Source organism: Kribbella sp. NPDC051718, from assembly GCF_040681515.1.
Classification (GTDB): Bacteria; Actinomycetota; Actinomycetes; order Propionibacteriales; family Kribbellaceae; genus Kribbella.
The window spans coordinates 22,054-47,731 of record NZ_JBFAYZ010000001.1; the positions used below are offsets into that span (position 1 = coordinate 22,054).

General features: G+C 67.7%; 25 protein-coding genes. 8 read left to right on the plus strand and 17 right to left on the minus strand.

Features of this window, described 5'->3' with window-relative positions; translation table 11 throughout:
* Window positions 1–67 precede the first annotated feature (67 nt).
* From AB0M15_RS00110 to AB0M15_RS00180, 15 genes are all read right to left on the minus strand, one after another.
* A complete protein-coding gene (locus AB0M15_RS00110) occupies window positions 68–1,213 on the minus strand; it encodes an MFS transporter (protein WP_363812291.1) in 1,146 nt (381 codons plus the stop codon).
* 47 nt (window positions 1,214–1,260) lie between these two features.
* Complete coding sequence (locus AB0M15_RS00115; RefSeq protein WP_363812293.1) at window positions 1,261–2,073, minus strand: DUF364 domain-containing protein; 813 nt, start codon at window positions 2,071–2,073, stop codon at window positions 1,261–1,263.
* A complete protein-coding gene (locus AB0M15_RS00120) occupies window positions 2,070–2,828 on the minus strand; it encodes a phytanoyl-CoA dioxygenase family protein (RefSeq protein ID WP_363812295.1) in 759 nt (252 codons plus the stop codon). The genes AB0M15_RS00115 and AB0M15_RS00120 overlap by 4 nt, the downstream gene beginning before the upstream one ends.
* A gap of 9 nt (window positions 2,829–2,837) precedes the next feature.
* Entirely contained in the window at window positions 2,838–3,884 is a 1,047-nt protein-coding gene (locus tag AB0M15_RS00125; protein WP_363812297.1) for a pyridoxal-phosphate dependent enzyme, read from the minus strand.
* A complete protein-coding gene (locus tag AB0M15_RS00130) occupies window positions 3,881–5,584 on the minus strand; it encodes an ATP-binding cassette domain-containing protein (protein WP_363812299.1) in 1,704 nt (567 codons plus the stop codon). Before AB0M15_RS00130 ends, AB0M15_RS00125 begins: the two co-directional genes overlap by 4 nt.
* The gene (locus AB0M15_RS00135) at window positions 5,581–6,378 is read right to left on the minus strand and encodes an ABC transporter permease subunit (RefSeq protein ID WP_363812301.1); all 798 of its coding nucleotides are present in this window, start codon (window positions 6,376–6,378) and stop codon (window positions 5,581–5,583) included. The genes AB0M15_RS00130 and AB0M15_RS00135 overlap by 4 nt, the downstream gene beginning before the upstream one ends.
* Entirely contained in the window at window positions 6,375–7,313 is a 939-nt protein-coding gene (locus AB0M15_RS00140) for an ABC transporter permease (protein ID WP_363812303.1), read from the minus strand. Before AB0M15_RS00140 ends, AB0M15_RS00135 begins: the two co-directional genes overlap by 4 nt.
* The gene (locus AB0M15_RS00145; RefSeq protein WP_363812305.1) at window positions 7,314–8,852 is read right to left on the minus strand and encodes an ABC transporter substrate-binding protein; all 1,539 of its coding nucleotides are present in this window, start codon (window positions 8,850–8,852) and stop codon (window positions 7,314–7,316) included.
* A gap of 205 nt (window positions 8,853–9,057) precedes the next feature.
* Window positions 9,058–9,621: an NAD(P)H-dependent oxidoreductase gene (locus AB0M15_RS00150; RefSeq protein ID WP_363812307.1), complete on the minus strand. Its 564-nt coding sequence runs from the start codon at window positions 9,619–9,621 to the stop codon at window positions 9,058–9,060.
* A gap of 83 nt (window positions 9,622–9,704) precedes the next feature.
* The gene (locus tag AB0M15_RS00155; protein WP_363812309.1) at window positions 9,705–10,166 is read right to left on the minus strand and encodes a helix-turn-helix domain-containing protein; all 462 of its coding nucleotides are present in this window, start codon (window positions 10,164–10,166) and stop codon (window positions 9,705–9,707) included.
* A 30-nt stretch (window positions 10,167–10,196) separates the two neighbouring features.
* Entirely contained in the window at window positions 10,197–11,315 is a 1,119-nt protein-coding gene (locus tag AB0M15_RS00160) for a CopD family protein (protein WP_363812311.1), read from the minus strand.
* Window positions 11,312–11,821, minus strand: coding sequence for a copper resistance CopC family protein (locus AB0M15_RS00165; protein ID WP_363812313.1), 510 nt, complete (start codon window positions 11,819–11,821; stop codon window positions 11,312–11,314). The genes AB0M15_RS00160 and AB0M15_RS00165 overlap by 4 nt, the downstream gene beginning before the upstream one ends.
* A gap of 2 nt (window positions 11,822–11,823) precedes the next feature.
* Entirely contained in the window at window positions 11,824–12,510 is a 687-nt protein-coding gene (locus AB0M15_RS00170; protein WP_363812315.1) for a YcnI family protein, read from the minus strand.
* A gap of 39 nt (window positions 12,511–12,549) precedes the next feature.
* Complete coding sequence (locus AB0M15_RS00175; protein WP_363812317.1) at window positions 12,550–13,281, minus strand: hypothetical protein; 732 nt, start codon at window positions 13,279–13,281, stop codon at window positions 12,550–12,552.
* Between the two features lie 84 nt (window positions 13,282–13,365).
* Complete coding sequence (locus AB0M15_RS00180; RefSeq protein WP_363812319.1) at window positions 13,366–14,127, minus strand: alpha/beta hydrolase; 762 nt, start codon at window positions 14,125–14,127, stop codon at window positions 13,366–13,368.
* Between the two features lie 76 nt (window positions 14,128–14,203).
* Between AB0M15_RS00180 and AB0M15_RS00185 the strand changes: the two genes are divergently transcribed.
* The 8 genes from AB0M15_RS00185 (at window position 14,204) to AB0M15_RS00220 (ending at window position 21,337) form a co-directional block, all read left to right on the plus strand.
* Window positions 14,204–14,647 (plus strand): sigma factor, encoded by a 444-nt coding sequence (locus AB0M15_RS00185; protein WP_363812321.1) that lies wholly within the window; start codon window positions 14,204–14,206, stop codon window positions 14,645–14,647.
* 1 nt (window position 14,648) lies between these two features.
* Window positions 14,649–15,368 carry a hypothetical protein gene (locus AB0M15_RS00190; protein ID WP_363812323.1) on the plus strand — a complete coding sequence of 240 codons (720 nt, stop codon included), beginning with the start codon at window positions 14,649–14,651 and terminating at the stop codon, window positions 15,366–15,368.
* A 30-nt stretch (window positions 15,369–15,398) separates the two neighbouring features.
* Window positions 15,399–16,244: an ROK family protein gene (locus tag AB0M15_RS00195; protein ID WP_363812325.1), complete on the plus strand. Its 846-nt coding sequence runs from the start codon at window positions 15,399–15,401 to the stop codon at window positions 16,242–16,244.
* A gap of 26 nt (window positions 16,245–16,270) precedes the next feature.
* Window positions 16,271–16,960 carry a pentapeptide repeat-containing protein gene (locus AB0M15_RS00200; protein WP_363812327.1) on the plus strand — a complete coding sequence of 230 codons (690 nt, stop codon included), beginning with the start codon at window positions 16,271–16,273 and terminating at the stop codon, window positions 16,958–16,960.
* 82 nt (window positions 16,961–17,042) lie between these two features.
* Window positions 17,043–18,356, plus strand: a complete 1,314-nt coding sequence (locus tag AB0M15_RS00205) for an MFS transporter (RefSeq protein WP_363812329.1) — start codon at window positions 17,043–17,045, stop codon at window positions 18,354–18,356.
* A gap of 4 nt (window positions 18,357–18,360) precedes the next feature.
* Window positions 18,361–19,014 carry a response regulator transcription factor gene (locus tag AB0M15_RS00210; protein WP_363812331.1) on the plus strand — a complete coding sequence of 218 codons (654 nt, stop codon included), beginning with the start codon at window positions 18,361–18,363 and terminating at the stop codon, window positions 19,012–19,014.
* The gene (locus AB0M15_RS00215) at window positions 19,011–20,372 is read left to right on the plus strand and encodes a HAMP domain-containing sensor histidine kinase (RefSeq protein ID WP_363812333.1); all 1,362 of its coding nucleotides are present in this window, start codon (window positions 19,011–19,013) and stop codon (window positions 20,370–20,372) included. Before AB0M15_RS00210 ends, AB0M15_RS00215 begins: the two co-directional genes overlap by 4 nt.
* Complete coding sequence (locus tag AB0M15_RS00220) at window positions 20,369–21,337, plus strand: TAXI family TRAP transporter solute-binding subunit (RefSeq protein ID WP_363812335.1); 969 nt, start codon at window positions 20,369–20,371, stop codon at window positions 21,335–21,337. Before AB0M15_RS00215 ends, AB0M15_RS00220 begins: the two co-directional genes overlap by 4 nt.
* Here AB0M15_RS00220 and AB0M15_RS00225 read toward each other — a convergent pair whose 3' ends face one another.
* Both AB0M15_RS00225 and AB0M15_RS00230 read right to left on the minus strand, forming a co-directional pair.
* Complete coding sequence (locus AB0M15_RS00225) at window positions 21,338–24,871, minus strand: discoidin domain-containing protein (RefSeq protein WP_363812337.1); 3,534 nt, start codon at window positions 24,869–24,871, stop codon at window positions 21,338–21,340.
* 62 nt (window positions 24,872–24,933) lie between these two features.
* Window positions 24,934–25,668 carry a TetR/AcrR family transcriptional regulator C-terminal domain-containing protein gene (locus tag AB0M15_RS00230; RefSeq protein WP_363812339.1) on the minus strand — a complete coding sequence of 245 codons (735 nt, stop codon included), beginning with the start codon at window positions 25,666–25,668 and terminating at the stop codon, window positions 24,934–24,936.
* Window positions 25,669–25,678 lie beyond the last annotated feature (10 nt).

Genomic DNA, 25,678 nt, shown 5'->3' on the forward strand with positions numbered 1-25,678 from the left:
ACAATGAGCCGGAGTATGGCAGAGGTACGGACCAGAATTCGCGCCGGATCCATGTCAATAGCTGCAACTACGCCCTTACGCGCAAGGCGAGCAGGACGCCGGCGAGGGTGACGGCGCCGAAAATCAAGGCCAGGCCGGGATATCCCCCGAATCCCAGGCCGACACCGCCCAGAGCCGCGCCCAGGAACGTGCCCATGCTCATGCCGGCGGCGTTGACGCTGAGGGCCGAGCCGCGCAGATCGCCACTTCGGCGTACCAGGAGGGTTGTGACGCACGCCGCAACGGTGGCGTGGGCGGCGCCCATGAGGGAGGTCAGCAGGAGGGTGACCGGGAGGCTCGGGGTGAAGTAGAAGGCCGACACGGCAACCAAGGCCGTCAGGAGGCCCAGGAGAAGGGTCTTCTCGGGGCGTACCGCCGCCACGAGATACCTGCCCGCGAACAGGTTGCCCAGGAAGAACGAGGCGCCACTGAGGGACCAGACGAGGGCGAACCACCCGGGGGCGAGGTCGAACTTCTCGTCGTAGAAGGCTGCCAGGTAGGCGAGGTAGCCCATGAAGGCCGCCGTCCTCAGCATCGCTACTCCCAGCAAGGGCAACGCTCCTGGGATGCGAGCCAGGGCTTTGTAGGTCGCTAGGTAGCTGGTGCGCTGGGTGCTGTGCAGCGGCGCCTTGCGGCCGCGACCGCGCCAGAAGAAGGCTGCCGATAGGGTCAGCGAGATGGCCGAGGCGGCCAGCAGGTTGCCGCGCCAGCCCCAGAACAGACCTGGTACTGCGAGCACCGGAGCGGCGAGCATCGCCATCATCGAGGTGGTTGCCGAGACCAACGTTGCAGCTCGGCCTGCGGCGGCAGGCGTGTTGAAGCGATCCGCCGCGGCCGCGCCGATCGACGGGCCGAGGATCGAGGTCGAGGCGCCGATCAGCAGGCAGAAGGCGGCGAGCGCGAAGACGTTGCCGATGGCACCCAATGCTGCCGAGATGCCCAGCAGGGCCAGACCGCCGGCGGCCACCAGTTCCCTGGCGAAGCGGTCGATGAGTGGCGCGAGGGCGATGCCGACGATGAGGGCTGCGAGGCCTCCGAGTCCCCGCAGTCCGCCGACCTCGGCGACGCTGCCGTCCGCTGCCGCCGCGATCGGCACCAGATACATGCCGAAGACGGTGAACGGGATCAGGCTGACCGTGGAGGCGAGCAGGAACGGCCACAACCGTTTCGCCATCCGCCAGTCGCCCGGTATTTCTCCTGTCCTGCGAACTTCAGTGGTACTCACGGCGTCTGTGGTCCGTTCTGGCGGTAGCGGTAGAGGGAGGTCGGGCGGGCACTGAACTGGGAGAAGGGAAAGGGCTCCGCGGACAGGGCGGTGACACCGGCGCCGAGGAAGGCACGGGCGACGGCACTGCCGGTCTGAGCATAGATGGCCAGCGGCTTCGATTGCTGTAGGCAACGATCGAGCAAAGTGTCGAAAGTCCCGTTGCTCAAGGTCATTCCGGTCGCCACGACGGCGTCGGCGGCATCGACAACCGCCGTCATGTCGCGGGAAACCGGGAGTCCGGAGGCGGTCTCACTGAGGTTGAAATCGCAGGGCAGACAGGTGCCGCCCAGGGCGGTGATCGCGTCGACCAGCGGGTTGACGACACCGATCAGCGCGACCTTCGAACCTTCGGAAACGTCGAGCAGGCCGGCCACCGCGGCGTCGCGGGCTCGGGCGCGGACGTCCGGCGTACCGGCGGGGAGGATGACTTCTTCGGCCTGGGCCGACAGGTGGTGGGGCTCGACGGCTGCCAGATAGGCGTCCAGGGCGGCGATGCGGACGGGAAGGGGGCCGTTGGCAAGCAAGTCGGAAAGGGGCAGGCCGGAGGCGCCGGCGCAGTAGTCAGGGTCGACCTCGCCCGCCTCGAAGGAGCAGGCACCGAAGACTTCACCGACTCGCAGGAGGACGTAGTAGTTGCGATAGGTGACGTCCGCGCCCGGGAGGCGAGTGGTGTGGTGAAGCCAGAAGGCGCTGGTGACATCGAGGGATGAGGGCAGGGGGCCGTGAGCTCCGGCGAGGACGGCGACGGTGAGTGCGGCGACGGTCATGGCAGATCCCTCAGCTTTTCGGCGTCGTAGGTCAGGGCGGACAACTCTGGACGTCCAGCAGGCTGGAAGCAGTACAGCAACGACCTGCGATCGAAGGCGGTCCGATTGGGCGCCGACCGATGCACCATCAATCCCGGGAAGATCAGCACCGAACCGGCCGGGGCCGTGACAGTGACTGCTTTCGGCGGGTCCACAGTCAAGGGATCCACCAGCAGGCCGGTCGGATCGGCGGGATCTCGGCGGGCAGGTCCGTTTCGTTGACTCCCAGGAACCAGCGTCATCGCGCCGTTCGAGAACGTGTTGTCGTCCAGCATCACGGTCGCTGTGGCGATCTCGTACGCCGCGTCGCCGGCGCAGCAGTACCAGTACGGAAAGTCCTGGTGCCAGGCGAACTCCGAGCCGACGCCGGCCCGCTTGAAGTTCAGCTTCGACACGAACGGCCCGACCTGCTCGCCGATCAGCTCCGCCATCGGCGAGGTGAGCCTCGAGTCGATCCACAGATCGGTCAACGCTGGATGCAGGTGAGCGACTGGCGCCAGGCTGCGGACAGCCTTCCCCACAGCGTCCGGCTCCCAGTGGATCGTCGTGCCGCTGATCTCCTCCAGCCGATGCCCGTCCGGCCAGACCGTCACCTTCGTCTCTCCGGACTCGGCGGCCGACACCACTTCGGCGTGCACCTGCTCGGCCGCAGCGCGCAGCCGGTCGACTTCCGTTGCCGTGAACAACTCGGGCAACACCAGGTACCCCGCACTCATGGCAGCACTCTAATGCGACGGGGTCGCAGATGGGAACTCGCGGCGCTCGGCCCAGGCTGATTCACGCCGGTCCCAGGACATGGCGGACCAAGGGACGGCCAGCTCGTCGAGGGAGTCGATCTCGCGGGGGCGCATGGTGTCCATCGGGCGTGCCTCGGCGTACCGGGAAAAAGCGGACTCGACGTAGCGGGTGCCGGTGTCGGCGGCCAGGAAGACGTGGGTGCGGCTGCTGTCGCAGTTGTGCTCCCAGAGCGCCGACAGGTACGCCGCGCCCGCGGACAGTCCGGCGAAGACGCCACTCGTCCGGAGCAGATCCACGGCTGCCGACATCGCGTAGTCGAAGGAGACCCAGTGCAGCCGGTCGTACAGCTCGTGCCGCACATTGCGGAACTCGATCGAGCTGCCGATCCCCGCGATGATCATCTCGGGATCCTGCGTATGCCCGGCGCCGAACGTGATGCTCCCGAACGGCTGTACGCCGACCAGGTTGACGTCCCGCCCGCGATCCCGCAGAAAGGCCGCGATCGCGCCGGTCGACGCGCCCGTGCCGACTCCCCCGACAAGACACAGCGGCCCGGCCGGCACCAGTTCCGCAACGAGATCGGCCACGGCGCCGTACCCGAGGTAGTGGATGTCGTCGTGATACTGCTGCATCCAGTGGTACGACGGGTTGTCGCGCAGGATCTCCCCGATCCGGCGGACCCGGAGATTCTGGTCCAGCTGCAGGTTGTTGGACGACGGCACCTGCTCGACCGTCGCGCCGAGGATCTCGAGCTGGATCTTCAACGTCCGGTCGACCGTCGTCGACCCGACGATGTGGCACTTCATCCCGTACCTGTGACAGGCGAGCGCCAGCGCGTGCGCGTAGATCCCGCTGGAGCTGTCGATCAGGGTGTCGCCCGGCCGGACGGCGCCGGTCTCCAGCAGGTGACGTACGGCGCCCAGCGCGGAGTACACCTTCATCGTCTCGAACCGCAGGCAGATCAGGTCCTCGCCGACGCGGATCGGGTCCGGGTCCTTGATCGCCTCCGCCAGGTGATCGTGTAGTTGCTTCATCGGTGCGGTTCGCTCCTCGTGTCGGCACTACTGGTCAGCACGGGCGGAGGCTCTGGGGGTCGATGCCCGATCCGGGCGGCCCTCACCAGCCGCTGGGTCAGCTCGGTGTCGGGCTTGGTCATGACAGTTGCCGGTGGACCCTGTTCGATCACGCGGCCGGCGTCGAGCACCAGCACGTGATCGGAGACGTCGGCGACGAGGCCGAGATCGTGGCTGATCCAGACCAGGGCTGTCCCTTGGGTCTTCAGCTCGTTCAGCAGTTCGACGACCAGGCCGGTGCCGTGTTCGTCGAGGGCTGTGGTGATCTCGTCGCAGATGAGTACTTCGGGGTGTGCGAGCAGCGCTCTGGCCAGGGCGGCTCGCTGGAGTTCTCCGCCGGAGAGGCGGCTCGGTGGCCGGGCTGCCGTGTGGGCGGAGACGCCTAGGCGGGCGAGGGTTGCGATGGCTTCGGCCCTTGCGGTCGTTGGGGTGAGGCCGCGGAGGCGGATCGCGGTGCGGGCTACTTGTTCGTCGACGAGTCGGCGTTCGTCGAAGGAGCCGCGGACTTCCTGCCACACGTATTGGACTCGGCGGGTCTGGTCGGGGGTGCGCTTGCGGAGTACCGGGAGATCTTCGCCTGCGAAGGTGATGCGGCCGGTGTGGCGCTCGTGCAGGCCGGCGAGGCAGCGGGCGAGGGTGGTCTTGCCGCTGCCGGACCGGCCGACCACGCCGACGCAGCCACCGGGCGGCACGGCGAGATCGACCTCCTGCAGGATGGGATCGCGACCGCGGGTACGCAGCGACGCGGAGACATTCATTGCCTGGAGCAACGGCTCGGCCGGTTGGTGGGTTCCCCGCGCCGGGGTCGGTTGTGTTGCGGTTGGAAGAACATCGCCGATCACCCGGCCGGCGTCGAGCACGACGACGCGGTGAGCGAGAGCGCGGACCAGGTCGAGATCGTGACTCAGCAGCAAAATCCCGAGCCCCGCTGCCGCCAGCTCCTTCAACTCGTCGACAAGCTGAAGCCTGGTGATCGAGTCCAGCCCCGTGCTCGGCTCATCCAGCACCAGCACCTTCGGCCCGCACACCAACGCCTGAGCCAACGCGACCCGCTGCCGCTGCCCACCCGAAAACTGATGCGGAAACCGCCGGCTGGTCGCCTTGTCCGCCGGCAACTGCGCACCCCGGAGAGCTTCCGGTACTACGTTCAGCCCATGCTGATGTAGCTTCGCCAGCTCCCTCAAACCTGCACCGATCCGGCGAGCCGGGTTGAGCGCACTCCCCGGATGCTGCGGCATATAAGCAACAACCCGCCCCCGCACCGACGTCGCCGCCGCCGTCACCCCACCATCAACAACCAGCTCCCCATCAACCTCCACCGAGCCGCTCAGCCTCACCCCCTGCCCATGCTCCCCAAGCAAAGCCAACGCAGAAGTCGTCTTCCCCGACCCCGAGGCCCCAACCAGCGCAGTAACCTCCCCCGCCCAAACCTCAAACCCAACCCCGTCCACCAAGACCGCATCCCCCGCCACCGCCCCCAACCCAACAACCTTGACCAGCGTCCGCTCCCGCTCAGCCGCACCCGGCCCACCCGCCACCCCGCCGCCGATGGCCCGCCCACTCGCCACCCCATCGCCGTCGGCCTGCCCTCTCCCCAGCCCCCAGCGGTCGGCCTGCCCGCTGCCCACCGCATCGCGGTCGGCTCGCTCCTTCCCTCTCATCGGGTTGCCTCAGCCAGGCGTCTCGTGCGGTGGACCAGGCGGTCGGCCAGCAGGTTGAAGCCCAGCGTGAATGACACCAGCAGGAGTGCGGGAGCCAGCACGGCCCAGGGCTGCAATAGCAATCCCTCGCGGTTTCGGGAGACGCTGACGGCCCAGTCTGGGGCGGTCGGGCTCAGGCCGAGGCCGAGGAAGTTGACTGAGGCGACAAGGAAGACAGCGAGGGTGATCCGGGTGCCGATGTCGGCGGCGACCGGGCCGAGGACGGCTCGGCCGACGTAGCCGAGGTGGATGCCGGCCCAGCTCTCCCGCTGCATCCGCAACGCTTCGACCACCGGGCCGCTCGCCGCGTCCAGCGCCGCCGCACGCACGAGCCTAGCCACCGTGGGCACATTCACCGTCGCAACCGCCAACGTGATCGCCAACGGCGACGCCCGCCACCCGACCGCAACGACGCTGATCACCAGCAAGGAAGGCAGCGGCAGCAGTACGTCGAGCGGCCGGATCAGCAACTCATCGACCCAGCGTTGCCTGGTCGACGCGGCGACGAGCCCGATCAACCCACCCAGAACATAGGCGATCAGCACCGCCCCCAACGCCATCCCCAGCGCCGTCCGTCCACCGACCAGCAAAAGCCCGAACACATCCCGCCCAAGCCCGTCCGTCCCAAGCAACCCCGTACTTTCGTAAGGCAGCCCAGGCTTCGCCGACACGTCGAGCAAAGGCCCAACCAGAGCCACCAGCAACGGAATCAGCACCAGCAAGGCGGACACAGCGACCGGCGTACGGGCCCTCATCGCAGCAGCTCCGTCCGCGGCACCAGCCGATTGCAGACCAGATCAGCACCAAGATTGATCAACAACGCCGCGACCGCCAGCACCAACGTCAGGCCTTGGACAACAGGCACATCCCGCGTCTCGACCCCATCAACCAACGCGGTCGCAAACCCCGGGATCGCAAAGATCGCCTCGACCACCAAAACCCCACCCAGCAAGGTATCCCCGGTCCGCGCCAACTCCTGCACCCCTGGTACCGCCGCATTCGGCAACACATGCCTGAGCAGCAACCGCCGCCGCGGCACCCCCAACCGCCGAGCCTGTACGACGTACTCCGCATTCAACGCATTGATCGTCCCCGCCCGCACCTGCCGCGACAGCAAACAAACCGTCCGCCCGAGCAGCACAGCAACCGGCAGCACCAGCAACACGGGCGACGCGAGCAGCGACCCACCAACCCAAGTCGCCGGAAGCCACCCGAGCTTCAACGAGAACAGAGCAACCAGCACGACGGCGATCACGAAGTCGGGAATCGCACTCAACGCCAGCGTGATCGACGTGATCGTTCGATCCAGCCGCCCGTTCTCGCGCGTCCCCATCAAGATGCCGAGGGCAACGGCCAGTGGCGCCACCACGGCCAGCGTGGCAACCGTCAGCACCAGCGTCGCCCCGACCGAGGCCTTCACGATGTCGAGCACCGGCCCGCCGCTGATCAGCGAAATACCGAGGTCGCCGGTCAGCACATTGCCGAACCAGTGCACGAACCGCCCGAGCGCCGGCTGATCCAGCCCGAGCTGTTCCCGCAACCGCGCGACCTGCTCAGGCGTCAGCGTCTCGGTGAAACGCATGTCCGCCGCGTCGCCCGGCAGCAACGCCGTGAGGATGAAGACGAGGACGGAGAGAACGGCCAGCTGGACGATCGCCAATGCAGCCCGCTGGGCGGCATACGACCGCATTCAGGCCAGCCACACCTTGTCGAACCGGCCCGAGTCCAAGGTGTTCGGCGGGACCGCCTGGACGCCCTGCACCTTGGCCGAGACGGCGACCAGGAAGTCCGGATGTCCCCATGCGAGGATGCCGCCCTGGTCCCGCAACGTCTTCTGCAGTTCCCCGTACTTCGCTGCGCGCGCCGGCTCGTCCGTCTGCACCTGCGCCGCGGCGAACGCGGCATCGAAGGCGGGCCGGCGCCAGTGCGTCACGTTGAACGGCGACTTCGACAGCAGCCGATCGGTGATGTACTGCGGGATCGGCATCGCCCCCGAGCGATGACTGCCGATCGCGCCCTTGGTGAGCAGGTCCTTGGCATAGGTCTGCGCGCTGCCGGTGGTCACCTTGAGCTTCACGCCCGCCTCGCCGACCTGCTCCGCGAACAGGGTCGCCGCCTCGACGAAGCCCGCCGACGCGTCGGAGGTGAAGATCTCGACCTCCTTGTTCAGCAGGCCGGCCTTCTTGAGCAGCGCCTTGGCCTCCTCGACGTTGCGCTCGCGCGGCGGCAGGTCCGCCGGGTAGTACTGGAATCCCTTGCCGAAAAGGTCGTTTCCCACCACCCCTCGGCCGGCCAGGACGACGTCCACCAGCCGCTGCCGATCCGCCAGCAGCTTGAAGGCCAGCCGTACGTCGGGATTGTCGAACGGCGGTTGATCCACCTTCATCACGAAGGCCTGCGTCGTACTGCCCTTGGCCGCGACGATCTTGACCGTCTTGCCGGCCTCGGCGGTCCGGGCGAAGGTCGCGGTCATCTCGTTCGCGTACTCCGCCTGTCCACCCTGCAGCGCATTGGCCCGCGCCTCGGAGTCGGCGGACAGGATCTGCAGCTCCTCGATCTTGGCCACGCCGTCCCAGTAGTCGTCGTACCGGTTGGCGACGAGGGAGCGACCGGCCTCGAAGGAGACGAACTCGAAGGCGCCGGTACCGACGGGCTTGGTCGGGTCCTTGAAGCCGTCGCGGACGATCTGCGTGCCGATGCCGGCCAGCAGGGCGGGGAACTCGGCGTTCGGCGCGGTCAGTACAAGCTCGACCGTCTGCTTGTCGATCGCCTTGCAGCGCTTGAGATCCAGCGCGGCGAGCGAGGACTGGGCGACGCGCTCGGGAGTGTTCGGATCGGCGATCCGGGCCAGGCTGTAGAGGACGTCTTCACTCGTCAGCTTCTTGCCGTCGTGGAAGGTCGCGTCCCGCAGCCTGAACCGCCAGGTCGCCGCCTGCGCGTCCGCTTCCCACTTCTCCGCCAGCCGTGGCAACGGTTTCAGATCCGGTCCGAGCTCGACCAGCTTCTCGTAGATCGCTTTGTGGCGGGCGATGTCGACGAACAGGCTCTGCACGTGCGGGTCGAGCACCTCTTTGGCGCCACCGCCCGCGAAGACCGCCCGCAACCGCCCGCCGGCCCTCGGCTGACCACCCGCGTCACTTGTCCCACCGGCCCCGCAACCGGCCACCGCGGCCAGCCCCAGCCCACCGGCCAAGCCAAGAAATCCCCGCCTGTTCAGAGCATCGGACATCCGCATTTCCTTCACGGTGAGGGGGCTCCGACGAGGAGTGGTCGCCGGGTCGAATCCTGCCGTTAATGAAAATAGTTGTCAAATTCAGGCGCATCTGAACGGACCCTCATCATTCTTCCGGCAGACCCCACCAGCCCGTCGCCCGTGACGGCGTGTCACCACCCACGGACGCCGGGTACTGGGAGTTACTACCGGTTCGCCGGGGTCAGGCGGCGGTGCGGACGGTGGCCAGGGCGTTGCTCCAGGAGATGACCTGGTCGAGCAGGGTGGTGACTTCGGCTACGTGGTACTCGGCGGGAGTGAACTCGCTGTAGTTCTTGAAGTCGGTGACCAGCGAGAGGGCGACCTGGGCGCGGACGGTGGCGACCTTGAGCTCGGCCATCACCAGGCGCAGGTGCTCGACGGCGCGGGTGCCGCCGGCCGAGCCGTAGCTGACGAAGCCGGCCGCCTTGTCGTTCCACTCGGCGAAGAGGAAGTCGATGGCGTTCTTCAGCGCGCCGGAGGTGGAGTGGTTGTACTCGGGGGTGACGAAGACGTAGCCGTCGAAGGAGCCGATCTTCTCGGCCCACGGGAAGGTGTGCGGCTGCGAGTACTGGCCGGCCGCCGGCGGGATCGCCTCGTCCAGGTGCGGCAGCTTGAAGTCGGCGATGTCGACGAGCTCGAACTCGGCGTCGCTGCGCTGCTTGGCGATGTCGAGCACCCAGTTGGCCACCGCCTCGCCGTTGCGGCCGGGGCGGGTGCTACCGAGGATGATCGCGATCTTGGGCATGTTGTTCCTAACCAGAGTGGGAGCGTTTCGGTGATGCGTCACCAAAAATAGCAGATTTAGATGACGCGTCAACCTAGGCAGTTTCAGCAGTCCGTGGTGGGGAGGTCGGTGAGGACGCGGTCGAGCATCTTGGTGAGCTGCTCCTGCTCCTCGCGGGTCAGCTTCTCCAGGAAGTGGGTACGGACCGCGTCGACGTGATCCGGGGCCGCCGCCTCGATCGCCGCCCGCCCGGCCGCGGTGATCCGGACCATCGAGCCGCGGGCGTCCGACTCGCACTCCTCGCGGATCACCAGGCCGCGCTTCTCCATCCGGCTGACCTGATGGGACAGCCGGCTGCGCTCCCAGCCGATCGAGCGGCCGAGGTCGCGCGTGCGTAGTACGCCGGCTTCGGAGCTGGACAGCGGATGCAGGAGGGCGTAGTCCGCGCCGGACAGGCCGGAGGTGATCAAGCGCGCCTCGAGCGTCGCGGTCAGCTCGCGATAGGCGTCACGGTAGGTCTGCCACAGATGCGATTCTCGCGCATCGAGCCACCGTGTCTCCGTCATCCACCTATCCTACGTGCTTCTGTTGACATGTCACGGTGTCCGCGACAACGCCACGGCGAGTCCTACCGTGCCGGCCATCACCAGCAGTTCGACGGCGGCCAGGCGCCAGAAGGCGGCTGGTTCATTGGCTGCCAGGGCGGGGAGAGTCGCCTGGCGGTGGCGCCAGCCGATGTAGACGAGGATGGCGAACGCGATCGCCTTGGCGAAGACGAGGGCACCGTAGCCGGTGGTCACCCATTGGGTGATCAGTCCGAAGCCGTCCTCGCGGCCGCCGAGGTGAATCTCGGCGGTGAGCAGTCCGGTGGCGCCGATCGTGAGGGCGCAGATGAGGGCGAGGCGGCTGAACTTCTCGATCGCTGCTTGCTGGCCGCGGCCGTAGCGGACGAGCGAGCCGAGGCCGCCGATCCAGGCGGTCGCGCAGAACACGTGCACGACGAGGGAGGCGGTGGCGAGTACAGACCAGAAGGCGGTCCGTTCGATCGCGCCGTGTCCGGTAAGCAACGGGCCAGTCAGCGCGGCAGCCGTCAGCACCAACGCCACCTGCGCCGTACGGACGGTACGAGCACCCGAGAGCAGCAAGGCCAGTACCGCCGTCAACACCACCGCGACCGCAAGCGCCCGCACCTGGTCAACCCCACCCGCGTCCCCAGCCCGAGCCCCCAACTCCGAAAGAGGAACCCCAAGAATCACCGACGCTGTGACTAGAAGGCCACCAATGCTCGCCACAGCCCAGATCCCCGCGGCGACAGCCGCATCCTGACAAGCCCGCAAGCCCTGCGGGCCGAGCGCCTGCCGCCCCGCCCCACCCTGCTGGCCGAGCGCCTGTCGCCCCGCCCCACTCTGCGCCGTGGCGGTGCGCGCCGACCGCCCGCGCGGCTCTGGCCCATCTCCTCCAGCCTTTGTTGCTGGTAGCAACCATGCGGCGGCAAGCACTGCCCCGCCGGTGGCGATTGCGGCGAGGTCGGCGAGGACGCGGAGTACCGGGACGGCCCAGGAGACAGGCCGACCCGCGCCCGCGAGCCCTGGGGGTAACGGCTTGGGAGCGCCTCCGCCGGCCAGGAGCGCCACGACCACGACCACGAACGCAATCGCGACAACCCCGAGCCCCAGCACCTTCCCCGAGACCCGGGGTACCGTCTCGACGCTCATTGCGGCGCGGGCCGGCGGCGGACGATGACGACCGCCAGCGCGACGACCACCAGCATCACCAGCGCCATCGCGACGATCACCACCACATTCGAACTGCTGTCCGAAGCCGGCGGGGTAGCCGCGACCGGGACGGCGGGATGACCCGCATGGGTGATCTTGAAGCTTCCGCCGACGGTGATCGGATGGCCGTCGGCCGAGACGATCCGGGCGATCACCGTGTACTCGCCGATATCGACCAGTCCGTCCACCGGCTGAGTGACGGTGTTGTCGATCACCTTGATCTCACCAGTGGACACGTTGGTGCCCTTCGGCGACGTGACCTGGACCTCGGCGCCGGTACTGGCGACCGGTTCGTTGAAGGTCAGCACCACCTGCGTCGGCGGCACCGCCTGGGTGGAACCGTCGGACGGCGTCATCGATTCGAGTTTGGCGTGTGCCGCCGCCGTCCCGGTGGAGACCACCAGGACGGCGAACGACGCAGCCAGTAGAGCAATCAGCCGGCGCACGATTACGGCGTGACCTTCCGCGTCCGGCCGGCCCGCAGACCGAGGCCGAGCCCGACCAGGCCGAGCAGCAACCCGGCCCCACCGAGAACCCGCGCGAGCGTGTCCGAGGAACCGCCCTCGTCCTCCGACGTGGCCGCGACGGTGGTGATCGCGGTGGTCAGCTTCAGCGACGGCGCCGGGTGCTCCGGCTTGTCCGCGGCGTCCTTCGCGATCTGCTCCCACTTGACCACCTCCCCATCGCTGTAAGTCTGTACCGCCGGGAAGCTGAGCGAGTCGACGCCCTCCGGAATCCGGCCTACCGACAACCCGAATTCGTCGAAGGCGTTCGGCGGTACGCCGCCCGCGGCCGCGGTCCAGGTGACGCTGGTGATCGCCTCGGTCAGCGTGACGTCGCCGACCTTCACCGGCTGCGCCAGCTTCTCGGTCGTCTTGACCACCTTCCAGCCGTCCTTCACCTGCGGACTCACGCTGGCGAACGGCTTGTCCTTGGGCAGGTTGACGACGAGCTTGGTGGTACTCGCGGTGTCGGACTCACTCGGCACCCGGAACACGAGCTTGGCGTAGCCACCGGGCTTGGCGTCCGGCGACGACACGGTGACGTGGGCGGAGGCCGAGCCGGCCGCCCCGATCAGAACGAGTGCGGTCGCCGCGGTGATCGCGGCAGCGCGCAGTACAAGATTCTTGGGCATGACTTGGAACCCTCTCTAGGGCAACGGTTCTGGGGCGGATCAGTACGAAGCTGCAAGAACTCCGTACTCAGGCGGCCCTCGCCGCGACACCCCAGAAACCAACCACCGCTGAGTAAGCCGCGGCACCTCCGGTACGCCGATCAGCGCCGCGCGCACCCCCGGCAAGGCGACCGGTGCAGCCGGAAGCTGCGGAACCAGCCGCGCAAGAATCCGCACCACCCGCTGAACCCAGCGGTGCGCCTGAGTCACCAACGCGACACCCAGCAGCAGCACAAGAAGATGCGCCGCCGACATGCTCACCACGCCGGCCAAACCGCTGTGCACCGTCGCCGGTGCGCTCACTCCACTGGCGACCGGCTCGCTCGCCGGCATCTCCATTCCAGCCATGCCGGCCATGCCCGCCATGTCGTGCATCGAGCTGTGGCCCATGGCCGCGTGGTCCATCGCCGTGGGCAGCGCCGAGCCGTCTGGAGCGGCCGCGGATGCGGCCGTCGCGGTGCCGATGGAGGTGGGGGCGCGGTGGCCTAGTTCCAGAGCGAGGTGGGTGGACAGCTGAATGGCCGCCAGGACGCCGACGGTCAGCCAGCGGCGGCCGGCCAGGTGTTCACCGAGGGACCACGCGATGGCGGCGAGCGCGAGGAGTTGCGGGATCACCGCGAGGGAGACGGTGCCGCCTGCGAGGGCGTGCCCGGCTACCGCTACCGCGACGCTGAGCGTCGCGATGGCGGCGGTCGGACTCGTCTCGGCACGCAAACCGGTCACCTTCGTCATTCGCAGTGATGGACGCGTGACCGACGGTGGGCGGACCGCGCTCCAGACAACTCTACGAGTGGACGGGGGCCGGTGGTTCCCGTCTCAGTGTGCCGCTGCGAAACGGAGTACGGCTCCGAAGAACTGCTCCGGCTCCTCCAGGTGCCCGAAGTGCCCGGAATCGGCCAGTACAACCAGCTCCGGTACGGCGATCTCCCCCAGCCGATCGCGCACATCCCACAAGGCCGGCTGACGCTGAGGATCGATCGTGATGTCCATGGTCGGGAACCACGAAGTCAGCCGCGGCGAGATCTCCTCGAAGTCCTTGAAGTACACCGGCAACAACCGCCGCAGACTGTCGAGATGCGCCTCCCGGCTGTCCGGCAGATCGGAGTCCTCGTCCCAAGCAGCCTGTACCTGAGCCGCGAGCGCATCCCCGGCCGGCCGCCGAGCGACGTACGCCGCGACCTGCCGGCCGGCCTCCTCACCGAGCTCGGGCCCGTTGAACGCCATCCCGTCGTACACGATCACCCCACGCAGCCGCTCGGGATAGTCCAACGCGAACTGCAGCGCCACGAACCCACCATGCGAATGCCCGAGGAAGAGCACCTTCTCCTCGCCAAGATGCCGCGCCACCTGCTCGGCGTAGTACGCGTACCTCGGCATGCTGTAGTCACCATCAGCCAACAGATCGGACGCACCCGTCCCGACCGGCTCGATGTAAACCATCGTCAACTGCTGCTCGAGCTCCGGCATCCGCAGATAGTCGTAGTGGATTCCAGGCCCACCCGAGTGCACCAGACACACAGGCCCCGACCCCGCGACGTGATAGCTGACCTTCACACCGCCGACGCTCAGTTCTGACATGGGACCAGTTTGCCCGGCCGGTGCAACCGATCCGGGCGGCCCGCACGTTGAATGCCCGACAGCGAAGGGAGTGAGCGTGAAGAGCGAGGCGGAGAGTGAGTACGTCGACTTCGTGACCCATCACGCCAACGGGCTCTGCAACACGGCGTACCTGCTGTGCGGAGACTGGAAGCGGGCCGAGGACGCGACCCAGGAGGCGCTGCTCAAGCTGTACCGGAGCTGGCCCCGCCTGCGACGCCAGGGCGCCATCGGTGCCTACGCCCGCAAGGTGGTGGTCTCGACGACCCTGGACAGCCTGCGGCGCAGGTCCAGTACCGAACTGGTCGGCGGCGAGACCTACTTCAGCTCCACCGCCGACCCGGCCGATCCGCTGGGCCTGCTGGAGAACCGGCTGCTGATCATCAAGGCGCTCGGCTGTAGCGGCGGGACGGTCAAGAGCCAGACCCTGCGAGCACTGGAGAAACTCCGCCTGGATCCAGCCCTCGCCGACCTCACCGACTTCGCCGGACTGGGAGGCTGAGATGACCCGTCAACTCAAAGATCTGATGCACGAGGCAACCGACCGGCCCGCGTTCACCCCGGACGTGGACCAGCTGCTCACCACCGGGCGCCGACGTCGACGCAACCGCCGCCTGGTGACCGCCGTCACCGTCGCCGCCTCGATCGCAGTCGTTGCCGGCGGCACCATCCTCGGCCTGGACACGACTGACCACTCGGCCCCGGCCGTCGCACCATCCTGGCCTCTGCGCTCGGTGGACCCGGGCGGCTCGACCGGCCTGTGCTCCGACGAGAACGGCGAGCCTGTCCCGGGAGCCGGCGCCAGAGTCTGGGAGTGGCCCGTCTACCTCAGTGTCCAGGACACCTACGGTGCCTCCCTACTGCGTCACTCGCCGACAGATCCGCAGGTTGTTGCCTACTGCACCACCGAATGGGGCAACGGAGCCAAGGACTCGGTCGTATCCGGCGGCGGGACGGACGGCATCGTCGTACGCAAGTCCGCAGCCGTCGGCCGTGGGCTGAAGGAGCCCGGCAGCGTCACCACGGTGTTCGGTCAAGTGCCGAAGGGTGTTCAGCGCGTCACCGTGGAGACCAAGGACGGCCATGTCGGCGTCGCCAAGGTCGGGGGCGGCTACTTCGCCTACCGGCGGGTCGAGCAGACGCCTTGGCCCGGGCCCGAGCCTACGGTGATCGTCCGCTTCACGATCCCCGGCAAGCCGGAGTACGTCGGCGCCTGGCGCTGAAGTCGCCGCCCGTCAGGGATGATGGGCGGTATGAACTCGGGTGTGCCGGTCCTGGAGGTCGGTGGAAGTCACGTGACGGCGGCGGTGGTTTCGCCTGCTAGCGATGGGGTGGAGGGGTTGTACCGGGCGGGGCTGGATTCGAAGGCCTCGGCGGACTCCATCATCGGGGAGTTGTGCGAGGCGGCGAAGCAGTTGCCGTTGGCAAAGGGGTTGGCGGTGGCGCTGCCCGGTCCGTTCGACTTCGCGGCCGGCGTGGCCTGGTACAAGCTGGACAAGTTCGCCGCGCTCTACGGGCACGATCTCGGCCGGAGTCTGCGGGAGCGGCTCGGGCTCGATCAGGTCGTCTTCCTGAACGACGCCGAGGCCTTCACGGTCGGCGAATGGTCGGTCGGCGAGCTGCGCGGGCTCGACCGGTGCGTCGGGATCACGATCGGCACCGGGATCGGCTCGGCCTTTCTCGACGACGGCCGCGCGGTCCGTACCGGCGACTCGGTCCCGCCCGGCGGCGAGCTCTACAAGACCTCGTACGACGGCCGCCCGATCGAGGACTGGATCTCCGCCCGGGCCATCCTCCGCCGGTACGCCGAAAAGCTCACCACCCCACCGCCGCCGACTGCCGGGGTGAAGGAGGTCGCCGAGGCGGCCCGAGCCGGTGACGCCGTTGCCAAGAGCGCGTTGGTGGAGTCGTTCCAGGTGCTGTCCGACGCACTCACGCCGTGGCTCGAGCGCTTCGGAGCGACCCGGGTCGTGCTCGGCGGGTCGATCGCCGGCGCCTTCGACGTGGTGGCCGAGGTGTTCCCGTTCCCGGTCAGCGCGACCGCCGACGCCGAGCACTCCGCACTGATCGGGGCGGCGGAGCACTACCTCAGAAACTGACGGTAGAGCCCGTTACGGTGGCGGACATGCCTCCTCCGCGCAAAGCCAGCAAGCTCGCCACTCCCCGACTGCGGACGCAGCTCGACGAGCGGGCGCTGACCGCGGACGAGGTAGGCGACGAGGACCGGCTGACCGATCTGTCCCTGACCGACCAGGACCTCGGCGGCCTCCTCGCGGAGCACGTCGAGCTCAGCGGCTGCCGACTGACCAGGGTCAACCTGGGCGGCTCGGATCTCGACAAGCTGATCCTGGTCGACCTCGAGCTCGACCACTGCGACCTCGCCAACGCCCGCTGGGCGGATGCGTCGGGCACGAGGCTGGCGATCACGTCGTCGCGGCTGACCGGGTTCGCCGGATCGGGGATGAGCCTGCAGCACGTCACCGTGCGGGACTCGGTCCTGGACTTCAGCTCGTTCCGGTTCGCGAAGTTCCAGCGGGTCGAGTTCACCGACTGCCGCCTGCAGAGCGCCGACTTCGTCTCGGCCGATCTGACCGGCACGGTCTTCCGGCACTGCGACCTGACCTCGGTCGAGTTCTCGCAGGTGACCGCGACCGGCGCCGTCTTCGTCGACTGCACCTGGGAGGGCACCCGCGGCATCGGCAGCCTGGCCGGCGCCACGATCGCCAACTCCTCCCCCATCGACACCCTCGCCGTCACCGTCGCGATGGCCACCGCGCTGGGCATCACGCTGGGCGACCCGGAGGACCACTCTTAAGGCGAGTTAAGGATGCGCGAGGTGATCTTGTCGGCACTGTCCACAGCTCGGACAGTGGCGGGCAACCCCACCTGGAGGCATCGTGGAAACTTCGGCGTCACGGCGAGTTGTCAGCAACATCTTCAAAGGCTCGATGGGCAACCTGGTCGAGTGGTACGACTGGTACGTCTACACCGCCTTCGCGATCTACTTCGCACCCGTCTTCTTCCCCTCCGGCAGCCAGACCAGCCAGCTGCTGAACACCGCGGGCGTCTTCGCGGTCGGCTTCCTGATGCGCCCGGTCGGCAGCTTCCTGCTCGGCCGGTACGCCGACCGGCACGGCCGACGAGCCGCCCTGACCCTGTCGGTCACTCTGATGGCCACCGGCTCCCTGGTGATCGCGTGCACGCCGGGCCATACGACCATCGGCATCGCCGCACCCGTGTTGCTGGTGACAGCGCGGTTGCTGCAGGGCCTGTCGGTCGGCGGCGAGTACGGCACCTCCGCGACGTACATGTCCGAGGTCGCGTCGGAAGGTCGGCGTGGATTCTTCTCCAGCTTCCAGTACGTCACCCTGGCGGCGGGGCAGTTGGTGGCGCTCGCAGTACAGATCCTGTTGCAGCAGACCCTGTCCAAGAGCGACTTGGCGTCGTGGGGGTGGCGGATTCCTTTTGTGGTCGGGGCTGTTGCGGCGGTCATCGTGTTCTGGTTGCGGCGGTCGATGGACGAGTCGGCCGAGTTCGAGGCGCAGCCCGCGTCCCGGCGGTTCCGGCAGGGCTCGCTGGCTGAGCTGGCCAAGCACCCGCGCGCGGTGCTCACGGTGGTCGGCCTCACGCTCGGCGGGACGGTGGCTTTCTATACCTTCACGACGTACCTGCAGAAGTTCATGGTCAACACGACCGGCATCCAGAAGACGACCGTCACCTGGATCAACTTCTTCGCGCTGCTGCTCTTCGTCGGGTTACAGCCGCTCGGCGGGATGCTGTCCGACCGGATCGGCCGACGGCCGTTGCTGATCTTCTTCGGCGTCGGTACCACCGTGCTGACCGTCCCGCTGCTGACGGCGCTGGAGGACGCGACCCCACTGCGGGCGTTCCTGCTGATGCTCGCGGGGCTCGTCGTGGTCACCGGGTACACCTCGATCAACGCGATCGTGAAGGCGGAGCTGTTCCCGACCAGCATCCGGGCGCTCGGGGTCGGGATGCCGTACGGCGTCACGGTGGCGGTGTTCGGCGGGACCGCGGAGTACGTCGCCCTCTGGCTCAAGAACGCCGGTCATGAGTCGGCCTTCTACTACTACGTCTCCGGGTGCGCGGCGGTCAGCCTGATCGTCTACCTGACCATGACGGAGACGCGCGGCAAGTCGCTGAGCAGTGCTCGTCCGGTACGCCGCGAGCGGACGACGACGGCACAATGACGCAATGCGCACTCTCATCGCGGAGGACGACAAGCTGGTCGGCCGGGCCCTGCGGGACGTACTGAGCGCCAACGGGCACACCGTCACGCTGGTCGACTGCGGGGCCGACGTCCTGCTCCGGCACGCCGAGGCCCAGGTCATCCTGCTCGACCTGGGCCTCCCGGACATGGACGGCCTGGAGGTACTGCGCAAGCTCCGCAGGGTCGACGACGTCGTGGTGATCGTGCTGACCGCTCGGGACGACGAGCGCTCGGTGGTACTCGCGCTGCGGCTCGGCGCGGACGACTACCTGACCAAGCCGGTCCGGCTGGCCGAGCTGCTCGCACGGATCGAGGCGTCGGTACGCCGGTCGCGGCGGGCCGAGCTCGACGACAACGGGTACGAGTCGGGCGGGCTGCGGATCGACTTCGGGTTGCGTCAGGTGGTCGTCGACGGCGACGTGCTGCACTTGACGCCGTTGGAGTTCGACCTGCTCGCAGTACTGGCTCGGCGGGCCGGTACTGCGGTGAGCCGGGAGGTGATCCAGGACGAGATCTGGGGCGACGCGTTCCTGACCAAGTCGAAGGCGCTCGACGTGCACCTGCACCAGTTGCGGATGAAGCTCGGCAAGCCGGTCATCACCACCATCCGCGGTTTCGGGTATCGGCTCGAGCCATGAGGGCTCGGCTGATGAGCGTGCTCGCGATCGTCTCCTTCGGGTTGCTGGCGGCGTTGGTAATGCCGTTCCTCTTTGCTGTCTCCGACGCGCAGACCCAACGACTGCAACTCACCCGGAGCGCTGCGCTGGATCGCTTCGCCGGGCTCGCGAATCGGTCGGACTACAGCTCCGTCCGGATCGAGGCCGAACGCCATCAGGAGCTGTACGGCGAGTCGGTACTCGTGATCGATGCCTCCGGCAACGTCATCGTCTCCACCGGCGGGCTCACCAAGTCGTCCGCGGGAGTAGGCGCCGTCGCCGACCTCGCCGCGCGAGACCTGCCCCAGCTGACCATCGACGCACTCCGTCCCTGGAGCTCGTCCCGTCCGCTGATCGCGACTCCCGTCGGCTCTCCCCACGAGCCCGAAGGCGCGGTGGTGCTCGCCGTCGACGCCTCGCGAGCCGTCTCTGAGGTACGCCGGCTATGGCTACTCATCTGCGCCGCAGCCGTCGCCGCCGCCCTGCTGCTGTTGTTCATGGCCTCACGCGCCGCCCGCTGGGTGATCCGCCCGGTCAAGCAGCTGGAAGACGCCGTCGTCGAACTAGGCCGCTCAGCAACCTGGAACCAGTCGCTGGAGGCCAGCGGTCCCCCTGAACTACGCCGCCTCGCCCAAGCCGTCGAGGTAATGGGAGCCACCGTCCAGCGCTCGATCGACGTCCAACGCCAGATGGTCGCCGACTCCTCCCACCAACTCCGCAACCCGCTGGCCTCGATCCGCCTACGCATCGACGGCCTGGCCCCAGAACTACGCGACCCCGCCAGCCCCGCCTTCCTCCACCTCCAAGACGACCTGGAGCGCCTGGAAGACGTCCTCAGCGACCTCCTGAAACTAGCCGCCCTGGAAAGCCGGGTAACCGACCGTCTCCCCCTCTCCCCCGAGGAATGCCTGGTCGGAGCCGTTCTCACCGAAGAACTGGAAATCTGGCGCCCAGCAGCCGCCTCCGCAGGCGTCACCCTCACCCTGCAAACCGAAGACAACCTGATCGCCGCCGCCCCAGAACACGACCTACGCCAACTAGTCGGCGGCCTACTGGACAACGCCATCAAGTACGCGGGCCCCTCAGCAACCGTCGCCCTAACAGCCACCCGAGTCGCCGGCTTGGAAATCCAGGTCTCCGACAACGGCCCCGGCCTACCTCCCGAACACCTACCCCTAGCCACCCAACGCTTCTGGCGAGGCAACGTCTCCACCCTAGGCACCGGCCTAGGCCTAGCAATAGCCGAACAAACCGCCTTGGCAATCGGCGGACACCTAACTCTGACAACCACCGTCCCCCACGGCCTAACCGCCACCATCCAGCTACCAGAGGCACCATGAACAGCCATGAGCTGAGCTCGCCAGACCAGCAGAGCCAACCGCCGCCGACACATGCTCGCCGCACCGTTCTAGCGGCTCTGGCCGGCGCAACCACAGCGTTGGCCTTGGCCGCCTGCAGCAAAGGTGACGACAAGAGCGGTCGGCTCACCATCGCAGCCGGTGAGCCGGGTGGGTTCTACTTGGAGTTTGCTCAACTGCTTGCGGCGCAGCTCAGCATGGCGGGGGTTGCGAAGGATGTCGTCGTGTTGCCGACGCTGGGTAGCAAGGACAATCTGCGGTTGCTGGCCGACCACAAGACCGATCTCGCGTTGAGTCTTGCCGACGCGGTCTCGCCCAGCCCGCAGGTGAAGGCGTTGGGGCGGGTTTATGAGAACTATCTGCAATGCGTGGTGCGGGCGGACAGTTCGTACAAGACGCTTGCCGACCTGGCAGGTACGAGGATCTCGGCAGGGGCCGCTGGGTCGGGGGCGGCATTGACGGCCGCTCGCATTCTGACGACCGTCGGTGTCGACTGCACGGTCGACCATCTGTTGCTGGAGCAAGCGACCAAGGCGCTGGAGGCTCGTGGGATCGCCGCGATGTTCTGGTCCGGTGGCGTTCCCACCTCCACCCTCGACAAGCTCAGCCAGCGCGTCCCGCTCCGGCTGATCCCCCTCGACGGCCCGCTTCCAGCGCTCCGGCGAACGTACGGACCTGTGTATCAAGACGTGCGAGTACCAGCCGGCGTCTACCGCGGAACGGCGCCGGTGAAGGTCGTCGGCATCCCCAACCTCCTCCTCTGCCGTCCCGACCTACCGAATACGACAGCGCGCCGGATCGTCGAGACGCTCGTCCGGCGCGCCAGCAACCTGGTACCACCGTCGGCCGTCGGGGCGCAGTTCCTCAACCTGCAGTCGCTGGTTGTCAGCGCCCCGATCGACCTCCACGCCGGCGCCGTACAGCAGTACCGGCGGATGTACGGATGATCAGCTGTTGTACGGCTCCACCAGAAGCTTAAGGCTGGAGGTCGTGTCAGCCGTGACCGTCACCGTGCGGGACTCACCCGGCAGCAGCCAGAAGTAGTTGTCGGAGTAGAGCGCCGGCAGCACCCGCTCGTTGTTGCGATCACGCAGCGAGAGGCGGGTCAGCACAGCCACCGACGTGCCGGTGTTGCGGATGGTCGCGGTGAGTTTCCCTCTGCTGGTGGTGCTCGTGACGCTCAGCTTTGCCTTGGCAAGCGTGTTGATCGCCTGGACGTCGGTCGCCTCGCGGTAGCGCCAGTAGGTGTTCTCGGACAACACCTTGCCCTGGGCATCGGTCAGCTTGAGCCGCAGCAGATGAAGAGCCGGCAGATCGGCCGAGTTGGGCACGGCGAAGGAGTCGGTCTTGCCGGACGCACCGACGCTCACCGCCTGCTGCTGCGTCGGCTTGAGCTTCGTCCCCTTCAGGTCATACAGATCCGCGGTGATGGTTGCCGCCAGCACCTTCGTGGTGTGGTTGATCGCGACGATCTTCCAGTCGTTCTGATTCGCCTGGACATGGATCGCCTCGCACCCCTTGCGAGCGCCGTAGTAGCTGCCGTTCACGTCGAGGTCGTAGTCGTACGTCTGCCAAACCGTGCTGTGCCAGGCCGGGTGCGACATCCACAGCAGCAACGCCGACGCGTCCTCCCACAGATTCGCGTTCCACGCCTCGAACATCGCCCGCATGTTCTCGTAGTTCACGAACTGCGCCTTGCGGGTGAACTCCGCCAGCCCGCTCGACGAACCCAGCCGGTCGTCGATCGCGCCCAGGTACGTCTCCGGGTGCTGGTTGCCGTGCGTCGACCAGTCGTGGTGGTACCACGGCGTACCGATCGGCCAGCCCGGATCGTCCTTGCCGACCAGGTTCTGCATCGACTCGATCACCGGGATGGTCGGCATCCCGATCTCGGTGTGGAAGCCGAAGTTGAAGGTGTCGTAGGTGTTCTGTTCGAAGTACTTCGCCGGGTCGACCCAGTAGTACGGGCCGTGGCCGGAGACGAACCCCGCCGCGGAGTCGGGCAGGTAGAGGATCTCGCCGTCCTCCTCGGCCGCCGCGTCGATCAGCCCCTGGTTGATCCCGCCGGGCGGGTGCTGTTCGTTGGCGCCGCACCAGATCACGATGCTGGGATGCGTCCGGTACCGGACGATCGTGTCGCGGGCGATCTCGACGTACCCGGGCAGGTTGTCGGAGAACTCGCCGGCCTCCCAGAAGTCGTTCCAGACCAGGATGCCGTTCTCGTCGCAGGCCTGGTAGAACTCCTCGCGGGTACTCGAGCCGATCCAGTTGCGGATCATGGTGAAGTTCATGTCCCGGTGCATGCCGATCAGCGCCCGCATCTTCGCCGGCGAGACGCGACGGAGCAGTTCGTCGTACCCCCAGTTGCCGCCGCGGCAGAAGATCTGGACGCCGTTGACGCTGATCTTCAACGGCACCGGCGCGTTGCTGACGTCCTTGACGTCGGTCCAGTCCTGGCCGTCGTCGGACACCTGGACGGCGAAGGTCAGCGCGTACGCCGTCTCCCACAGCAACTCGACCTGGTCGAAGGTCTTCGCCTCACCGAGGTCGACCTGGACCCACTCGTTGTCGTTGTACTGCGACGACCAGCGGCTGCGGTCGTTGCCGTCGTTCACGTTCGTGGCCGGGCTGCCGTCGTCGGACGAGGCGGTCGCCGTGCCGGCACGGGCCAGGTCCGTCGCGGCATCCGCCGAGTCTTTGATCGCCAGTGTCCAGAGGGAGAAGCCCCAGCCGGTGGCGCGACGGCCGCCCTGGATGCGGAGGTACCGCTTGGTCTGCTTGGCAAACTGGACCGTCTGGGCCGCGCTGCTGGTGGCCGGGTCGATCTTGATCGGCAGATCGTAGCTGTAGCCATACTCGCGAATGCCGAAGGTCGTCGACCGGCTGTCGCTGACCTTGCCACCGATCGCGGCACTGAAGGTCAGGGTGTGCAGGTCGGGCGCGCCATAGCCGTTCGGCCACCAGAGCTTGGGGTTCGTGACGGTGACCGCGTCGAAGGCGACGTTGCTTTGCTCTCCACCTTTGAGGGTGACGGTCTTGGTCAGGGTGTTGCCGTCGAAGACCGCCTTCACTGTGATGGTTTGGTCGGCGGTCGCCGCGTTGCGGACCGGGATGGTGATGGCGACGGTCGCCTTGCTGATGTCGGGCACCTTGCTGACGACGCGTGCGTCGCCTAGCACCGCGTCGCCGGTCGAGCGCAGGCGGACGTGGTTCCAGATGCCGGCCGCACGGTCGCGTACTGCGGGCATCCAGTCCCACCCGGATGCCGACAGCAACGTCGGCGAGTCCTGCCAGAGCTTGCCCGACTGGACGAACGCGTCACCTTTGTCACCCTTGTCGCCCGGCGAACCTGGGTGCGGCATCGGGGTGATCTTGACCGCGAGCGCGTTCTTCGCCTTCAGCGCTTGAGTGATCTCGAACGATGCCCTGGCGAACGGCGACTTCAGAGTGCCGACCTGTACGCCGTTGAGCCACGCATCGGCCTGGTGATTGACCCCGTCGAACTCGATCCAGATCCGGCGCCCCGCGCTGATGTCCAGGCCCTTGGGAAGGTCGAAGGCGCGCCGGTACCACCACGCGTGGCGGCTGAGCGCCTCGGGGATCTCCAGGTTGTTCATGCCCTCGGCGGGCTCGGGGAAGTGGCCCTGCTCGACCAGGGTCGCGAGGACGGTGCCCGGGACGACTGCTGGTAGCCAGGTCGAGGTGTCCTGGGTGGGGCTGGAGAGGGCGGCGCCATCCGTAGTACCGGCGAAGTCGTCCATGGTGAGGGTCCAGCCGTCTTCGACCAGGACCGTGCCGTCGGCTGCCTTGACCAGGGCTGGGGCGGTGCCGTGGTGAGTGCCCCAGGAGGTCCAGCCGGTCGCCGCGGGACGGGAGCCTTGGGCGGTGCCGTAGACCTGGAAGCCGTTGAGGCCCAGCGGGTTGCCGTTGGCCTGCTTGGTGCCGGTCAGACGGACGTACCGGGCGCTGGTTGCGGAGTCTAGGGTGATGTCGACTACGCCACCGGGGCTGTTGGTCGCCTGGTGAACCGTGCGCCAGGAGCTGCCGTCGGTCGAGACGTCGATGCGGAAGTTGCTGGGTGAGCTGGAGAGGATCTCCTGGCCCTGGGTCTGGCCGTAGGGGTTGCCGCCGGACAGGTCAAAGGTAGGGTCACCAGCCTTGCCTTCGAACGTCAGCGTGAGCGCCTCGACGCGGCACTTGGCCTGCAGGTCGACCGTGATCCACTGCGGATCCGTGGTCGCGGCACGCCAGCCTGAGCCCCGTACGCCGGTCTGCGCGAGGTTGTCGACGGCGAACTGCGGCGGGGTGGCCGCATACGCGGTGGAGGATGCGGTGACCGGGCGATAGAGGGCGAGGTCGGTCCTGGTGGCCGCTTGGGCGGCGAAGGCCTCGGTGGGGAGGGCCGAACTCAGGGTGATGCCGGCGAGCACTCCGCCGGTCGATGCGAGGAAGGTCCGGCGGGACAGCGGATCGGACGGCACGTGTGACTCCCAGGGCGGTGTGGGGTTTTATTTCGTAATTAACGCAGATCCGCAGACTTACTTCAATCCCTCAATTTATCCATGCCGGCGATCAGCAGCTCGATGGCTCTCGTGAACGCCTGGTCGGCAGCCGTCACCCACGGCTGCGCCCCGAGCCGGCGCTGGTGAGCCGCGACCGCCGTCGACTCAGGGAAGCGCTCGGCGAAATCCGGCGCGGCGTCGGCGAGCGCCTTGCCCGCGGCGGCCCACCACTCGGCGTCCGCCTTCGTGATCGCCGCCCGGGCATCGACGGCTTGCCTGGCCGCGCCCTTGACGATGCTGAACAGCGCACTGGTCGCCGCCTGACGATCCTCGAAGGTCAATTCCGCGCTCGCCAGAATCCTCAACAGGGACTCGAGCACCTGCTGCTCGTGCGGACCGAGCACCGGTCGCGCCGACTGGATCTCGAGCAGCCACGGATGCTCCAGATAGAGGTCGCGGAGCTTGCCGCTCCACCGCGCGACCGCCTTCCGCCAGTCGCCGCCCGCGCGGACCTCGCCCAGCTCCGCGTGGACGCTGTCGTACATCAGATCGATCAGCACATCGCGGCTGACGACGTAGGTGTAGAGCGACATCGCGGTCCGGCCGAGCTCGTTGCCGACGGCACGCATCGTGACGGCGTCGAGCCCGTCCGCGTCGGCGATCCCGATCGCGGAGGCGACGATCTCCTCGACACTCGCAGCCTGCCGCGGCCCGCGCCTGGGACCGGCCGCCCGGCCCCACAGCACCGCGATCGCCCGCGCCGGATCAGTCCGCATTTTACTCCTT

Excerpts from the sequence above, each read along its gene's own strand:
- AB0M15_RS00110 (WP_363812291.1), bottom strand. The coding sequence starts at position 1,213 with ATGGCGAAACGGTTGTGGCCGTTCCTGCTCGCCTCCACGGTCAGCCTG.
- AB0M15_RS00115 (WP_363812293.1), bottom strand. The coding sequence starts at position 2,073 with ATGACCGTCGCCGCACTCACCGTCGCCGTCCTCGCCGGAGCTCACGGC.
- AB0M15_RS00120 (WP_363812295.1), bottom strand. The coding sequence starts at position 2,828 with ATGAGTGCGGGGTACCTGGTGTTGCCCGAGTTGTTCACGGCAACGGAA.
- AB0M15_RS00125 (WP_363812297.1), bottom strand. The coding sequence starts at position 3,884 with ATGAAGCAACTACACGATCACCTGGCGGAGGCGATCAAGGACCCGGAC.
- AB0M15_RS00130 (WP_363812299.1), bottom strand. The coding sequence starts at position 5,584 with ATGAGAGGGAAGGAGCGAGCCGACCGCGATGCGGTGGGCAGCGGGCAG.
- AB0M15_RS00135 (WP_363812301.1), bottom strand. The coding sequence starts at position 6,378 with ATGAGGGCCCGTACGCCGGTCGCTGTGTCCGCCTTGCTGGTGCTGATT.
- AB0M15_RS00140 (WP_363812303.1), bottom strand. The coding sequence starts at position 7,313 with ATGCGGTCGTATGCCGCCCAGCGGGCTGCATTGGCGATCGTCCAGCTG.
- AB0M15_RS00145 (WP_363812305.1), bottom strand. The coding sequence starts at position 8,852 with ATGTCCGATGCTCTGAACAGGCGGGGATTTCTTGGCTTGGCCGGTGGG.
- AB0M15_RS00150 (WP_363812307.1), bottom strand. The coding sequence starts at position 9,621 with ATGCCCAAGATCGCGATCATCCTCGGTAGCACCCGCCCCGGCCGCAAC.
- AB0M15_RS00155 (WP_363812309.1), bottom strand. The coding sequence starts at position 10,166 with ATGACGGAGACACGGTGGCTCGATGCGCGAGAATCGCATCTGTGGCAG.
- AB0M15_RS00160 (WP_363812311.1), bottom strand. The coding sequence starts at position 11,315 with ATGAGCGTCGAGACGGTACCCCGGGTCTCGGGGAAGGTGCTGGGGCTC.
- AB0M15_RS00170 (WP_363812315.1), bottom strand. The coding sequence starts at position 12,510 with ATGCCCAAGAATCTTGTACTGCGCGCTGCCGCGATCACCGCGGCGACC.
- AB0M15_RS00175 (WP_363812317.1), bottom strand. The coding sequence starts at position 13,281 with ATGACGAAGGTGACCGGTTTGCGTGCCGAGACGAGTCCGACCGCCGCC.
- AB0M15_RS00180 (WP_363812319.1), bottom strand. The coding sequence starts at position 14,127 with ATGTCAGAACTGAGCGTCGGCGGTGTGAAGGTCAGCTATCACGTCGCG.
- AB0M15_RS00190 (WP_363812323.1), top strand. The coding sequence starts at position 14,649 with ATGACCCGTCAACTCAAAGATCTGATGCACGAGGCAACCGACCGGCCC.
- AB0M15_RS00195 (WP_363812325.1), top strand. The coding sequence starts at position 15,399 with ATGAACTCGGGTGTGCCGGTCCTGGAGGTCGGTGGAAGTCACGTGACG.
- AB0M15_RS00200 (WP_363812327.1), top strand. The coding sequence starts at position 16,271 with ATGCCTCCTCCGCGCAAAGCCAGCAAGCTCGCCACTCCCCGACTGCGG.
- AB0M15_RS00210 (WP_363812331.1), top strand. The coding sequence starts at position 18,361 with ATGCGCACTCTCATCGCGGAGGACGACAAGCTGGTCGGCCGGGCCCTG.
- AB0M15_RS00215 (WP_363812333.1), top strand. The coding sequence starts at position 19,011 with ATGAGGGCTCGGCTGATGAGCGTGCTCGCGATCGTCTCCTTCGGGTTG.
- AB0M15_RS00220 (WP_363812335.1), top strand. The coding sequence starts at position 20,369 with ATGAACAGCCATGAGCTGAGCTCGCCAGACCAGCAGAGCCAACCGCCG.
- AB0M15_RS00230 (WP_363812339.1), bottom strand. The coding sequence starts at position 25,668 with ATGCGGACTGATCCGGCGCGGGCGATCGCGGTGCTGTGGGGCCGGGCG.